Origin of the sequence: Ilyobacter polytropus DSM 2926 (genome assembly GCF_000165505.1) — a bacterium.
Classification (GTDB): Bacteria; Fusobacteriota; Fusobacteriia; order Fusobacteriales; family Fusobacteriaceae; genus Ilyobacter; species Ilyobacter polytropus.
Genome location: NC_014632.1, coordinates 1,826,812 through 1,840,286, shown reverse-complemented (window position 1 = coordinate 1,840,286; position 13,475 = coordinate 1,826,812). Strand labels below are relative to the sequence as shown.

General features: G+C 35.0%; 14 protein-coding genes and 1 riboswitch. Of the genes, 11 read left to right on the top strand and 3 right to left on the bottom strand.

Annotation, left to right across the window (positions count from 1 at the left end):
* Positions 1 to 7: 7 nt before the first annotated feature.
* From ILYOP_RS08610 to folP, 6 genes are read left to right on the top strand one after another with little or no spacing between them, the layout of a single operon-like run.
* A complete protein-coding gene (locus ILYOP_RS08610; RefSeq protein WP_013388152.1) occupies positions 8 to 814 on the top strand; it encodes a TlyA family RNA methyltransferase in 807 nt (268 codons plus the stop codon).
* A gap of 6 nt (positions 815 to 820) precedes the next feature.
* On the top strand, positions 821 to 2,122 hold the full coding sequence (locus ILYOP_RS08605) for a S41 family peptidase (RefSeq protein WP_013388151.1): 1,302 nt from the start codon (positions 821 to 823) through the stop codon (positions 2,120 to 2,122).
* Positions 2,123 to 2,179: 57 nt separating this feature from the next.
* Positions 2,180 to 2,845, top strand: coding sequence for a 16S rRNA (cytidine(1402)-2'-O)-methyltransferase (gene rsmI / locus ILYOP_RS08600; protein WP_013388150.1), 666 nt, complete (start codon positions 2,180 to 2,182; stop codon positions 2,843 to 2,845).
* Positions 2,846 to 2,861: 16 nt separating this feature from the next.
* A complete protein-coding gene (ylqF, locus tag ILYOP_RS08595; RefSeq protein WP_013388149.1) occupies positions 2,862 to 3,755 on the top strand; it encodes a ribosome biogenesis GTPase YlqF in 894 nt (297 codons plus the stop codon).
* 10 nt (positions 3,756 to 3,765) lie between these two features.
* Positions 3,766 to 4,587 (top strand): NAD+ synthase, encoded by an 822-nt coding sequence (locus ILYOP_RS08590; RefSeq protein ID WP_013388148.1) that lies wholly within the window; start codon positions 3,766 to 3,768, stop codon positions 4,585 to 4,587.
* A 13-nt stretch (positions 4,588 to 4,600) separates the two neighbouring features.
* Positions 4,601 to 5,815 carry a dihydropteroate synthase gene (gene folP, locus ILYOP_RS08585; RefSeq protein ID WP_013388147.1) on the top strand — a complete coding sequence of 405 codons (1,215 nt, stop codon included), beginning with the start codon at positions 4,601 to 4,603 and terminating at the stop codon, positions 5,813 to 5,815.
* Between the two features lie 54 nt (positions 5,816 to 5,869).
* On the opposite strand, the gene ILYOP_RS08580 is transcribed toward folP, so the two are convergent.
* A complete protein-coding gene (locus ILYOP_RS08580) occupies positions 5,870 to 7,600 on the bottom strand; it encodes a Na+/H+ antiporter NhaC family protein (RefSeq protein ID WP_013388146.1) in 1,731 nt (576 codons plus the stop codon).
* A gap of 179 nt (positions 7,601 to 7,779) precedes the next feature.
* A riboswitch (Lysine riboswitch) is annotated at positions 7,780 to 7,957 on the bottom strand.
* A 203-nt stretch (positions 7,958 to 8,160) separates the two neighbouring features.
* On the opposite strand from ILYOP_RS08580, the gene ILYOP_RS08575 reads away from it, so the two are divergent.
* Complete coding sequence (locus ILYOP_RS08575) at positions 8,161 to 8,565, top strand: NfeD family protein (protein WP_013388145.1); 405 nt, start codon at positions 8,161 to 8,163, stop codon at positions 8,563 to 8,565.
* A gap of 4 nt (positions 8,566 to 8,569) precedes the next feature.
* Entirely contained in the window at positions 8,570 to 9,541 is a 972-nt protein-coding gene (locus ILYOP_RS08570) for an SPFH domain-containing protein (protein ID WP_013388144.1), read from the top strand.
* A 65-nt stretch (positions 9,542 to 9,606) separates the two neighbouring features.
* Here the strand turns inward: ILYOP_RS08570 and ILYOP_RS08565 are convergent, their stop codons facing one another.
* Positions 9,607 to 10,512: a DMT family transporter gene (locus ILYOP_RS08565; RefSeq protein ID WP_013388143.1), complete on the bottom strand. Its 906-nt coding sequence runs from the start codon at positions 10,510 to 10,512 to the stop codon at positions 9,607 to 9,609.
* Positions 10,513 to 10,856: 344 nt separating this feature from the next.
* Positions 10,857 to 11,555, bottom strand: coding sequence for a helix-turn-helix domain-containing protein (locus ILYOP_RS08560; RefSeq protein WP_013388142.1), 699 nt, complete (start codon positions 11,553 to 11,555; stop codon positions 10,857 to 10,859).
* A gap of 170 nt (positions 11,556 to 11,725) precedes the next feature.
* Between ILYOP_RS08560 and ILYOP_RS08555 the strand changes: the two genes are divergently transcribed.
* From ILYOP_RS08555 to ILYOP_RS08545, 3 genes are all read left to right on the top strand, one after another.
* Positions 11,726 to 11,932 carry a hypothetical protein gene (locus ILYOP_RS08555; RefSeq protein WP_013388141.1) on the top strand — a complete coding sequence of 69 codons (207 nt, stop codon included), beginning with the start codon at positions 11,726 to 11,728 and terminating at the stop codon, positions 11,930 to 11,932.
* Between the two features lie 152 nt (positions 11,933 to 12,084).
* Positions 12,085 to 12,861 (top strand): MBL fold metallo-hydrolase, encoded by a 777-nt coding sequence (locus ILYOP_RS08550; RefSeq protein WP_013388140.1) that lies wholly within the window; start codon positions 12,085 to 12,087, stop codon positions 12,859 to 12,861.
* A gap of 5 nt (positions 12,862 to 12,866) precedes the next feature.
* Entirely contained in the window at positions 12,867 to 13,448 is a 582-nt protein-coding gene (locus tag ILYOP_RS08545) for a uracil-DNA glycosylase (protein WP_013388139.1), read from the top strand.
* Positions 13,449 to 13,475 lie beyond the last annotated feature (27 nt).

Here is a 13,475-nt window from a genome sequence, read left to right as displayed (position 1 = left end):
GTGTTTTATGAAGGAAAGACTGGATGTGCTTCTGGTGGAACAAGGTTTTTTTGAAACAAGGGAAAAAGCAAAAAGAGCTATAATGGCTGGAATTGTGATTGTAGATGATAAAAAAATCGAAAAGCCAGGGACACAGATAAAAATAGATAAGGAACCTAAAATAAGAATAAAAGGGCAAGTTTTGAAATATGTCAGCAGAGGTGGACTGAAACTTGAAAAAGCCATTGAAGTTTTTGGGCTGGACATAAAGGACAAGGTTGTCTTGGATATAGGGGCTTCAACTGGAGGTTTTACAGACTGTGCCCTTCAAAATGGTGCAAAATATGTGTATTCAGCAGATGTTGGATCTAATCAACTAGACTGGAAACTCAGAAATGATGAGAGAGTAAAATCTATTGAAAATACCCATATAAAAGATCTTACACTTGAACATTTAGATGATAATAAGGCTGACTATTTGGTAATGGACGTATCATTTATATCAATAACTAAGGTTTTTGAACATCTTATAAAATTTATGAAAAGTGACTCTGAATTAATGGCCCTAATCAAACCTCAGTTTGAAGTGGGAAGAGAAAATATAGAAAAAGGCGGAATAGTCAAAGATTTTAAAAAACATAAGATGGCTATAGAAAAAATAATCGATTCAGCAAATTCCCACGGTCTATATTTAAAGTTTTTAGATTATTCGCCGATAACAGGCGGTAAAGGAAATGTGGAATACTTATCTCTTTTTTCTCTAGAAAATGGGAATAATGAAATTGATATAGATGAGGTTATAAACATGGGTAAATCTCTAAAAACCGGGGGGTAAATTTTAATGAAAAAATATACCAGAATGAAAATAATCGTAGTTGTATTGTCTATTGTAATATTTAGCTTGGTGTATGCAAATACTAAAACAGACAAACAACTGACGAACACCAAAAGAGGATTTCTTTCAAATCTAAACCATCTGAAAGAGGTCTCTGATATTATGGATATAATAGTGGCAAACCATGTAGGAGAAAAAGAAACAAGTAAAAAAGAGCTGATGCATGGGGCTATAAAAGGAATGGTGGAATCTTTAGACGATCCATATTCTACATACTTTGATAAAACTGAGATGGAAAGCTTTAAGGAAGATATACAAGGAAAATATGCCGGTGTAGGTATGGTCATACAGAAAAAGGAAAACGACCCACTAGTTGTTGTGTCGCCTATAGAAGATACCCCAGCATATAAGGCCGGGATAAAGCCTAAGGATAAAATAATAGAGATAGACGGAGAATCTACTTATACCCTTACAAGCAACGAATGTGTGAAAAAGTTAAAAGGTGAACCTGGTACAGAAGTTAAGGTTAAAATATACAGAGATTCATCTAAAGAATCTAAAGAGATAATTCTGACAAGGGCCATCGTAGAGCTGAAATATGTAAAAAACAAGATGCTTGACAATAAAATAGGATATCTCAGAATAACTCAATTTGGAGAAGATATATATCCTGATGTAAGAAAGTCTATGGATTCACTAGTTAAACAAGGAATGAAAGCTTTGATACTGGATTTAAGAAGTAATCCAGGCGGGGCCTTGGATCAATCGATAAAAATATCCTCTATGTTTATCAAAGAGGGAAAAGTAGTAAGTGTAAAAGGAAAAACAGGCGAGGAACAGATTTACATGAGAGAAGGAAAATATTATGGAGATTTTCCTATGGTAGTACTTATAAATGAAGGAAGTGCCTCAGCCTCTGAAATCGTGTCAGGAGCCTTAAAAGATAATAAAAGGGCAGTTCTTTTAGGAGAAAAAAGTTTTGGTAAGGGCAGTGTCCAGAGTCTGCTACCGCTTCCAGACGGAGATGGTATAAAACTTACAATTGCTAAATATTATACTCCTAGTGGAATATCCATCCACGGAGTAGGTATAGAGCCCGATATAAAAGTGGTAGAAGATTCTGATTATCTGTTTTTTGACGGATTCGTTACCAACATAGATGAGGAAAAAACAAAGGAAAACAAAAAGGAATTATTGGAAGAACTCAAGGGTAAAGAGGAAGCTGAGAAACTAGAGAATCAGAAAGATATTCAGCTTGAAAGTGCAATAGGAGTGTTAAAAGGGATACTTCTAAATAATAAAAAATAAAAAGTTAAAGAGTGGGCGTGAGTTCACTCTTTAATAATAATTGAAAGGCGGTCTGAAATGCTGTACATAGTAGCGACACCAATAGGAAATCTCGAAGATATAACTTATAGAGCCGTTAGAATATTAAAAGAAGCTGACTATGTCTTTGCAGAAGACACGAGAGTGACAAAACGACTTCTCAAACACTATGAGATAGAAACTATAGTTTATAGATATGATGAGTTTACCAAGGGGCACCAGATAGAAAATATAATGAATCTTTTGAAGAGTGGAAAAAGCATCGCCTTAGTAACTGATGCAGGAACGCCGTGCATATCTGATCCTGGATTTGAGTTAGCTGACGTAGCTCTTAATAATGATTTAAAGGTAGTTCCTGTACCTGGGCCTAGCTCTATGACTGCGGCTGCCTCTGTAGCCGGTCTAAACATGAAAAGGATAGCCTTTGAAGGGTTTCTTCCTAAAAAAAAGGGAAGGCAGACTTTGTTGAAAAAATTAGCTAGTGAAGAAAGAGCAATTATACTTTTTGAATCTCCTCATAGAATAGAAAAAACAGTAAGAGATATCCATGAATTTATAGGAGAAAGAGAGATAGTTATTGTGAGAGAGATAACTAAAATTTATGAAGAAATAATAAGGGGAACTACAACTGAAGTTGCCAAGAGACTCAAGGAAAAGCCTATAAAGGGTGAAATTGTACTTATAATAAAGGCTCAAGAAAATTAGGAGGTACACTTTAGAAATGTCAAATGCAAAAATAAACTGGTATCCCGGACATATGAAAAAAACAAAAGATATGATCCAGGAAAATATGAAAATAATAGATATAGTTTTGGAAATTGTTGATGCTAGAATACCACTTTCTAGTAAAAATCCAGATATCGTAAAATTTGCTAAAAACAAAAAAAGAATAATTATTTTAAATAAAGCTGACCTTGTAAACAAAGAGGATTTGAAAGTATGGAAAGATTATTTTATAAAAAATAATTTTGCAGAAGAGGTTATAGAATTAAGTGCTGAAACAGGATTTAATGTAAAAAAACTCTTTGCAATAATTGAGAAATTGTCTAAAGAGAAAAAAGAAAAGATGATGAAAAAAGGTCTGAGAACAGTAAATACTAGACTTATGGTGGCAGGAATACCAAATGTCGGGAAGTCAAGGCTAATCAATAGAATAGTGGGTAAAAAAAGTACAGGGGTAGGTAATAAACCTGGATTTACAAGGGGTAAACAGTGGGTTAGAATAAAAGAGGGACTAGAGCTCTTGGATACTCCCGGGATACTTTGGCCTAAATTTGAAAATGATGAGGTAGGTTACAGCTTGGCAATAGCAGGAGCTATAAAAGATGAGGTAATTCCTGTGGAAGAGGTGGCATATAAACTAATAGAAAAGATGCTTTCACTTGGTATGAAAAATACCCTTAAAGAAAAGTATAAGCTTCATGAGGAAGATTTTGATGGGGTTCCTCAGGAAGTTCTTGAAAAAATCGGATATAGAATGAACATGCTGGTAAAAGGTGATAAAGTTAACCTTATACAGGCAGCACTTACAATTTTGAGAGATTATAGAAACTCAAAACTAGGTAAATTTGTTTTGGATAATGAGATGCTTCAAAAAGATATAATAGAAAATTAACGGGGGACGTATGGAAAAATTAAAACTCAATATGGAAACAGTAGAAAATGTATTGATTGATTTTATCAAAGAGGAAATAGGCAAGGCAGGATTTGAAAAAGTGGTACTAGGACTCTCAGGTGGAATAGATTCGGCACTGGTGGCGGCACTTGCAGCCAAGGCTTTAGGTCCTGAAAATGTATTAGGTGTAATGATGCCTTATAAAAGTTCTAGTAAAGAGAGTGTAGAACATGCCAAACTTCTAGTGGAAGCAACTGGAATAAAAACTGAGCTTATGGAAATAACTGATATGGTGGATGCTTATTTTGAAAAAAATCCTGATATGGATAATATGAGGAAGGGAAATAAGATGGCCAGAGAAAGAATGACAATTTTATATGACAGGTCTGCAAAGGAAAGAGCTCTTGTTTTGGGGACATCTAATAAAACCGAGATTTTACTTGGGTACAGCACACAATTTGGAGATTCGGCTTCTGCCATAAATCCTATAGGAGACCTCTACAAGACGCATGTATGGGAGCTTTCTGAAAGACTGGGAGTGCCTAAAGAGATAATAGCTAAAAAGCCAAGTGCCGACCTTTGGGAGGGTCAAAGTGACGAAAATGAACTTGGATTTTCTTATAATATGGCAGACAGGATACTCTATAGACTTATAGATGAAAGATATGAGAGAAGTGAACTTATAGAAGAAGGCTTCGAAGAGTGGATAGTAGATACTATAATAAGAAAGATAAAGCTTTCCCAATATAAAAGAAAACTTCCTTTGATAGCAAAAATATCAAGAAGAACTATAGGAAGAGAGTTCCGTTATCCTAGGGACTGGGGTATATAGAGAGGAGTTTTATATGAAAAATTATTATACCAGAGTAATAAATCTTGAAAATCTAGATGAAGCTAAACGTGAGCTTCAGGGTATAGGGGTTTACGATGGAGAACTAAGAGAGATGGCTGAAAAATCTGTCTTTAGAAATCTCAAAATAAAGAATCTAGATTCTAGAAGTGCCAATGCAATCAAGCAGATGACCTTGTCTGTGGGGGCTGATGCATCTGTTGCAAAGGAACTAGGAGAATTGAATATTGAGATGACAGACGTTGTAATTTCTGCAAATCTGTCACAATATAACAGACTCTATCATAAACTTTTTGAAAGTCGGATGAACCTTAAAAGGATAGCAGAAGAAATAAAAAATGTCCTTATAAAATACGATACTAAAATCACTCCTGTTGTAATAGGTGGAAAAGAGTTTGATTTTGCAAAGAAAAGCTATGTAATGGGGATACTCAACATAACTCCAGATTCCTTTTCTGACGGGGGGAAAAACACTTCTTTAGAAGAGGCTGTCAAAAACGCAAAGAAGATGGTGAAACATGGTGCTCATATAATTGATATAGGTGGTGAATCATCACGTCCTGGTGCAGAATATATTCCTGCAAATAAAGAGTTAGACAGAATTCTCCCTGTTTTAGAAAGACTCGTAAAGGAGATAGATGTACCGATATCTATTGACACCTATAAATCTGAAGTTGCCAAAGAGTGCCTTAAAAAAGGGGCGCATATAATAAATGATATAAGTGGACTAAGAAGCGATAGCGAGATGGCAAAAGTGATATCAGAATCAGGTGCATACTGTATATTAATGCATATGCAGGGAACACCTAAGACTATGCAGGTAAATCCTAAATATGATGATCTGATAGATGACCTTATATATGAACTTAAAAAAAGTATTGATATAGGTGAAAAAGCAGGTATTGAAAGTCAGAATATAATTTTAGATCCTGGAATTGGGTTTGGAAAAACATTTGATCACAATCTTGAGATTATAAACAGACTTGAAGAGTTTAAAACTCTTGGGAAGCCTATATTGGTGGGAGCATCTAGAAAAAAATTTATAGGGGATATTTTAGGATCTAAAGTAAATGAAAGACTAGAGGGAAGTCTGGCAGTAGCTGCAATATCTGCATCTAAAGGTGCCTCTATACTCAGAGTTCACGATGTGAAGGAAACAGCAAAGGTTCTAAAGGTAGCAGATGCAATCAAAAATACCAGGATAAAATAAACTTATTATTTAAATATAAAAATCCGCCTTGAAAGGCGGATTTTTATATTTATGTTATTGAATTACACTTTCAATTTCTGCCTCTGTTTGATCTACAGGTTTTCCTACAAATCTAACTAAGAGATAAACTGCCAGGACAGCAAGAGGTAAAATCATGCCGATAGGTAAGCCTAGTCCTGCAGGAAGGTATCCGAATACAAGAGAGATACCAGCAACAGCCAAAGCATAAACAAGCTGTGTTCTAACGTGCTCAAGGTGGTCACAACCAGCACCCATAGATGACATAATAGTGGTGTCAGATATAGGAGAGCAGTGATCCCCGAAGATTGCTCCTGTTAGAACAGCTCCTATAGAGGCAACAGTGAAGCTGTGAAGGTCTTCTGCAGCTAATCCTCCAGTAATTCCTATTGCATTCGCAAGAGGAATGGAAAGAGGCATTAAGATTCCCATGGTACCGTAAGAGGTTCCTGTAGCAAAGGCTATAAAGGAAGCCATAACGAATACAATACCTGGAAGCGCCTGTTTTGGTATAGTATCTGATAAAAGGGAGACAAGATATGTCGAAGTACCTAGGTCTTTTATAACAGAGCTAAGAGACCATGCTAAAAGTAATATCACACAAGTTATCATAAGAGGTTTCATTCCGTTTACCCATGTTTCCAAAGCCTCTCCTAATGAAAGGGTTCTTTTGGCAAGAGCCATGACTATAGCTACTATCGATGCAAACAGGGCAGCCTGGAAAAGAACCACCGATGCATCAGATGCTCCAAAGGTCTCTCTAATGGCATAAATAGAAAGTGGCGAAGCATTAACAGCAGTTAGAACATCTCCCTCGAGAGTTGATAAACCGTTGTAATAGAAACCTACAAAAGATGCTATAATTAATACCCCTATAGGTATAATAGCGCTATATATGGAATAAGTTATTCCTTCCTTAGGAGCAGATATATGATCATCAGCACTTACAGTTTTTGATTTAGAGTTGCTGCTGATACCATTTGCTCTTGCATTTTTTTCCGCTTTTAGCATAGGTCCAAAATCTCTAGACAGAAAAGAAGAAATAAATACAAATGCAAGCATAAGAATATTGTAAAATCTATAAGGTATAGTTTCTACGAAAACACTATACGCATTTATGTTTTCCATACCGATCATGGCGTATCCTTCTTTTATAACAGAGATCTCATAACCTATCCAAGTTGATATCAAGGCAAGTCCTGCTATAGGTGCAGCAGTGGCATCGATAATAAAGGCTAACCTCTCTCTTGAAACTTTCATTTTATCAGTTATAGGCCTCATAATAGGTCCTACAATAAGAGCGTTAGCATAGTCATCAAAGAATATAAAGATTCCCATCAGCCATGTGATAAGCTGGGCAGATACAGGTGATTTGGCCTTTTTTGCAAGAGCTTCTGCTACTGCTCTGGCTCCACCCATTTTTGAAATAAGTGCGATAAGACCACCTATTGTAAGCACTTGAAGTATTATACCTGCATTCCATGAGTCAGCCATTGAGTTAATAACTCTGCTTATAATATCTTGAAATCCATCTAAAAATCCACCAAGGACTCCGTTGTTCTGAACTCCCAATAGAAAGGCACCGGAATATATCCCGATGAAAAGTGATAAAATAACGTTTCTTGTAGTAAATGCCAGAATTATAGCCAAAACTGGCGGTAAAAGTGTAAGAATACCATAATGATCAGCATTTGCAGCTGCATCTCCAGCCATTGCTATGGCAGGAGCTAGTGAAAATAAAAGTAATGAAATACTAGATCTTTTCATAAAATCCTCCTAAAAAATAGTTTGAAACTTAATAAAATGTTGGAACAAGTTCTGTTTTCGATCAATAGCCCTATTTAAAACTCGTGCTTTCTACATATAATTTTCATTTTGCAAATTAAATATTGAAAAAATAAAAAAAAGGGCTGCCGAAATACATACGGCAACCTTGCAATCAACAAAATTCCGATAGCACTTCATCAGGTGAAAACTTAATGACAGTGTTATCAATATTATCGGTAACACCAGGATTGACAATGGGCTATAGTCTTTCCTTCGGCAGCCTTCCCTTTCTCTTACCTTCATTATCCTGCCCGGATTCCAGTAGATACTTTTGAACACTGCACCTCTATCTTAAAAATATTAAATTTAGCTTAATTATAACAAAAGGCAGTTCTAGTGTCAATCAAAAAAGTGAAAATCCATACAGAATAATGTAAAAAAATCTTTGGAAACAAAAGTTTTGACTTTAAATTGTATAAAAATAGTACAATATAATATTTATGTTTATCAAAAGGAAATGATCTTTAAAATACGAATTATAAGTAATAGGAGGGGTAAAAATGTATATATGGCTGATATTAACAGTAATATTTTTAATTTTGGAAGGTTACACCACAGCACTGATAAGTATATGGTTTGCTCTGGCAGCTGGTATTCTGACTCTAACTTCTGGCTATATTCCAGATATAATGAAGCAGTTTTATTTTTTTGTGGCTCTTTCGTTTGTCTTTATAATAGTTACCAGGCCACTCAGTAAGAAACTTCTTTCTAAGAGAAAAGAGAAGATAGAGAGCAGGATAATCGGTCAAACTGTAGAGATAAAAAAAGTTATCTCTTCTGGGGAGTATGAGACCTACTTAGACGGTAAACACTGGAAAGCAAAGTGTGATAGGGAGCTTCATATAGGAGATAAAGCCAGGGTTCTTAGAATCCAGGGAATAAAATTAATTTTGGAGAAGGAGTGATAAAATGTTTCAAATGCTTATATTTTTCTTATTTATACTGGTAATAGTTTTTCTTATAATATTCAACGTAAAAATAGTCCCTCAGTCAAAGGCCTATGTAATAGAGAGGCTAGGTGCGTATCTTACAACTTGGGAAACAGGACTGAATATTCTTATTCCTTTTTTGGATAGAATATCCAAAAGAGTATCCTTAAAGGAACAGGTAGTTGATTTTCCTCCTCAACCTGTAATAACGAAGGATAATGTAACAATCCAAATCGATTCTGTGGTGTATTACCAGATAACTGACCCGAAACTATATACCTATGGAGTAGAAAATCCTATTAATGCAATTGAAAATCTAACTGCTACAACACTTAGAAATATAATAGGAGAGATGGAGTTGGATACAACATTAACCTCTAGAGATACTATAAATACAAAGATGAGGGCGATTTTAGATGAGGCAACAGATCCCTGGGGAATAAAAGTCAACAGGGTGGAACTAAAGAACATCCTTCCTCCTGAAGAGATACAAGACGCCATGGAAAAGCAGATGAAGGCAGAAAGGGGAAGAAGAGAATCAATTTTGAGAGCAGAAGGTCAGAAAAAATCTGCAATCCTTGTGGCTGAAGGAGAAAAAGAAGCTGCCATACTGAGAGCAGAAGCCAAAAGAGAAGCCTATATAAGAGAAGCTGAAGGAAGAGCAGAGGCTATTCTCAAAACTCAAAAGGCCAAGGCAGAGGCGATAAAAATGCTTAATGCTGCCAATACAACTAAAGAGGTTCTTTCTCTAAAAGCTATGGAAACTTTTGAAAAAGTGGCAGACGGAAAATCTACAAAGATCATAATACCATCTGAACTTCAAAGTATTGCAAATATAGCAACAGCCTTTACTGAGATAACAAACACCAAAGAAGAAAATATAAACAAAGATACAGAAGAAAAAAAAGAGAATGAAGATAAGTATACTCAGGAAAAAAACAATAATTTATGATTTGAATAAGGCCTTCATACCCTGAAGGCCTTATTTTTAATTTTTTTTGATAAAGAAATTGAATATCAGAGGTCTGATTTTATAATTTTTGCTTTTCCTTTATAAAAGAATTTCCATTTTGTTTCAGCGGTAATTATAGCTAGAAATATTGAGATTCCACCGATTATCATTTTAGCTGTTATTATCTCCTTCAAAATTATAACTGAAAAGATAGTTCCGAAAAGAGCTTCGGTAGACAATATAATAGCTGTCTTTGTAGGTGTTGTATATTTTTGTGCTGTGGTCTGGATAAAAAAAGCTATCATGGTACCGAAAACCCCTATATAAATTACTGATAAGACACCATTTACAGGTACTGAATTAGGAAAAGTTTCTGTGAAAAAAGCCCCTATAAAGGATAAGATTGATGCAAACCACATCTGGGTAACAGAAAGCACTGTAGTATCCACCTTATGACTGTAAAATCCGGTAGAACTTATATGAAAGGCAAATAAAATTGCACACAGTAAAGACAGGGAATCTCCTATACCAAGAGTCAGATCTTTTTCTAGAGAGATAAAAGCTATGCCGCAGACACAAATAAAAGCTGCTGTGACAGAATAAATATCAGGTTTTTTTTTGGACATAAACCAATAAATAAAAGGAACTAAAATAACGTTGGTAGCTGTAAGAAACGCATTTTTTGAGGGAGTAGTAAACTGAAGTCCTATTGTCTGGGATGCAAAGGCTGTAAAAAGAAAAAAACCAACCACTGAACCTGCTATAATGTCTTTTTTGTTTATATATTTTAGTTTTTTTATAAATATAACACTCATTAAAATTGCAGCAATTCCAAATCTAATAGCCATTGTGGTAAAGGGAAGAAAACCACTATCTAATGACACCTGAGTGGCTGTGAATCCAGAACCCCATATAACAGCTACGAGAAGAAGGGCAATGTCTGCAAAGATACTGTTATGATTTTTATTCATTAAATCCTCCTAGAAACTTTTAATGTATATATTAAAAAAAATTGAACATAAAGTTCACAAACCATTGTAGTTCCTAATTTTTGAGAAGTCAATTTATTTCTTTAATAAAAAAATAACATTATCTATTGACAAAATATATTTAAGGTGATAGTCTTTTTATTAGGAATGGGATCAAGCTGGGATAACTGAGAGCCAGTATTCTGAAGTTACACTTTGTATTTTTATCGGAAAGCTCGCCTGTTAAAAGACAACATTATTTTACAAAAGCGAGTAAATAAAATAGGTATTCAAGACTGGATCAATTATCTCCTAAGAGGTAAGTCCGGTTTTGAATACCTGTTTTTTTATATATCACTCAATACTTTTATAACTTTTCCCACAGCTATCAGATTTTCTCCAGGTCCGATAAAAATAGGAGGATAATTTGGATTATCGCTCATAAGGGCAACATACTGGTTGGTCACCTTTATTCTTTTAACGTAAGCCTCATCATTTAATAAAAACGCTCCGATCTCTCCGTCTCTGATCTCAACATCCTTTCTACATATGATAACCGATCCATCTTTTATATTTGGTTCCATAGAATCACCCCAAACATTAACAGCAAAGACTTCCTGGGCATTTTTTATCCCTGGGATAGAGAGATAGTCTGTCACTTCTCCATCGTTTATAGCCCCTATACCTGCACTTATTCTTTCATACACGGGTATTCCCTTTATCAGAGGGAGACTTTCCTTTAGGTTGATATTTGCCTTTAAAGATTCTGCCGAAGTAAGCTCTTTTTTTAGTTTTGAAAGTTCCTTCATTATAATATCCGGTGTTCTTTCTAGGGCAGCAAGGTATTTCAGCGTTTCAGTTTCTTTTTCATTTAGCTGAAGCCCTTGTGATATTTTGTCTAAAACTTCTTCGCTGGGAGGATTTTTTACCTCTCCCCTCTCGATGGTGTTGAAATAGGACTGAGTTATTCCTATAGACTTTGCAAATTTATTCTGACTGTATCCCAAATTTTTTCTTCTGTCTTTAAGGAATTTTTTAAAATCCATATTCTCATCTCCTTATACATACTTATAGTTAAGTATAGTATTTTTACCTTTTATTTTCAAGTTTTTATCTTAGATTAGAGATAAAAAATACAAATCTATTGACAATCATAGATAAGGAAGCTATACTAGTTATATATAAATATAGATAACTTTTTGAGGTGGTGGGTGTTTTGAAAATCAGAATAAAAAATGAAAAATGGCTGGTATCTTTTAACACGATGATTTTAGAGTGTGATATTGAAAAAAATGATGATCTCTTTATAGTTACCTTTTCCCTTGAAAATAAAAGAATAAGATTAAAAACCCACTACCTTGATGAAACTTTTAAAACACTGGAAAAAATATTTAACAGGAGGAACAGCCATAACTACTGTTAGACTCATTGTGATTATAGGTATGCTGTATCTTTCAGAGATTGATTTTTCTAGAGTTTCACAGTTTGACAAAATAAAAATCTTAATATATAGTAAGTAGTAACCCTACTTGCTTTTTTTATTTTTTGAGTAGGAGTTTAGAGGGGAAAAATCATATGAAAATATCTATACTGGGAAGTGGTAGCTCTGGAAATGCTACCTTTCTAGAAGTTGACGGATTTAAATTTTTGGTGGATGCAGGTTTTAGCGGTAAGAAAATAAAAGAAAAACTTGAACTTATAGGAGAAAACATAGAGGAATTAGGAGCTCTGCTTATCACACATGAGCATTTAGACCATATATTGGGAGCTGGAGTTTTGTCTAGAAAATATAATATTCCTATATATATTACAGGTGAAAGTTACAAAGTCTGTGCAGAAAAATTGGGGAAGATCTCAGAAAATAACCTCAGGCTTGTAGACGGGGACTTCAGATTGATGGAAAGTGTGAAAGTAACTCCCTTTGATGTTATGCATGATGCAGAGAGAACCATAGGTTTTAAGATAGAAAATAGCCGTGGGAAAAAATTGGCTATTTCGACAGATATAGGATATATAAACAATATAGTGAGGGAACATTTTAAGGATGTAAACATAGTGGTGATAGAGTGCAACTATGACTATCAGATGCTTATGAGCTGCTCCTATCCTTGGGACTTAAAGGCTAGGGTCAAGGGAAGAAACGGCCATCTGTCAAATACAGATGCAGCCAAGTTTATAGGGGATATAAATCATCCTGGACTTGAAAAAGTCTATCTTGCTCATGTGAGTCGGGACAGTAATAGCTATGAAACGGCTATAAATACTGTGAGAGATGAACTTAAGAGGCAGTGTATAGAGGTTGAGATTGAGATAGCATATCAGGAAAAGAACACAAATATATTTAAGGTATAGTGGTGATGAAATTGGAGATTAGAGAGTTGTGGGAAGAGCTAAAGTTTGATCTAGGCGGAATGAAGATGCCGAAATTAGACGGAGTCAAAGACAGAAAACTTCTTTTAGGAGGAGGGAACACAAAGGGGGATATTCTATTTATAGGGGATGACCCAGACCTTTTTGAAGATGAGAACATGAGAGTACTTCCAGGAACAAGTGGAGAATTTTTTATAAAGCTTTGCGATCTGGCAGATTTATCGCCTGAAAAATACTATATAACAAATATTTCCAAGTGTATACTAAAATGGAGAGAGCTTTCTGAAGAGGAAAAAAAAGTTATGAAGGAGTATCTGGATATGCAGATAGCTCTTATAAAACCAAAAATAATAGTGGCATTAGGACCAGAGGTAGTAACGGTGCTTCTCAATGAGGAATCGAATATATCAGATATGAGAGGTAAAGTCTATAACTGGGAGGGGAATATAAAAGTCATTCCAACCTATGATCCGGGATATGTAAAACGTGTGAGGGGTCTTGACGGGAAAAAAGCTAGACCTGCTGTGGAATTTTGGAATGATCTGAAAATGATAAAAACTGAGATTTAAAAACCAGTCCTGTACACACGGGACTTT

Coding starts and splice junctions, on each gene's coding strand:
- ILYOP_RS08570 (WP_013388144.1), top strand. CDS start 8,570: ATGTTTCAAATGCTTATATTTTTCTTATTTATACTGGTAATAGTTTTT.
- ILYOP_RS08605 (WP_013388151.1), top strand. CDS start 821: ATGAAAAAATATACCAGAATGAAAATAATCGTAGTTGTATTGTCTATT.
- folP (WP_013388147.1), top strand. CDS start 4,601: ATGAAAAATTATTATACCAGAGTAATAAATCTTGAAAATCTAGATGAA.
- ILYOP_RS08560 (WP_013388142.1), bottom strand. CDS start 11,555: ATGGATTTTAAAAAATTCCTTAAAGACAGAAGAAAAAATTTGGGATAC.
- ILYOP_RS08580 (WP_013388146.1), bottom strand. CDS start 7,600: ATGAAAAGATCTAGTATTTCATTACTTTTATTTTCACTAGCTCCTGCC.
- ILYOP_RS08565 (WP_013388143.1), bottom strand. CDS start 10,512: ATGAATAAAAATCATAACAGTATCTTTGCAGACATTGCCCTTCTTCTC.
- ILYOP_RS08550 (WP_013388140.1), top strand. CDS start 12,085: ATGAAAATATCTATACTGGGAAGTGGTAGCTCTGGAAATGCTACCTTT.
- rsmI (WP_013388150.1), top strand. CDS start 2,180: ATGCTGTACATAGTAGCGACACCAATAGGAAATCTCGAAGATATAACT.
- ILYOP_RS08590 (WP_013388148.1), top strand. CDS start 3,766: ATGGAAAAATTAAAACTCAATATGGAAACAGTAGAAAATGTATTGATT.
- ILYOP_RS08575 (WP_013388145.1), top strand. CDS start 8,161: ATGTATATATGGCTGATATTAACAGTAATATTTTTAATTTTGGAAGGT.
- ILYOP_RS08545 (WP_013388139.1), top strand. CDS start 12,867: ATGAAATTGGAGATTAGAGAGTTGTGGGAAGAGCTAAAGTTTGATCTA.
- ILYOP_RS08610 (WP_013388152.1), top strand. CDS start 8: ATGAAGGAAAGACTGGATGTGCTTCTGGTGGAACAAGGTTTTTTTGAA.
- ylqF (WP_013388149.1), top strand. CDS start 2,862: ATGTCAAATGCAAAAATAAACTGGTATCCCGGACATATGAAAAAAACA.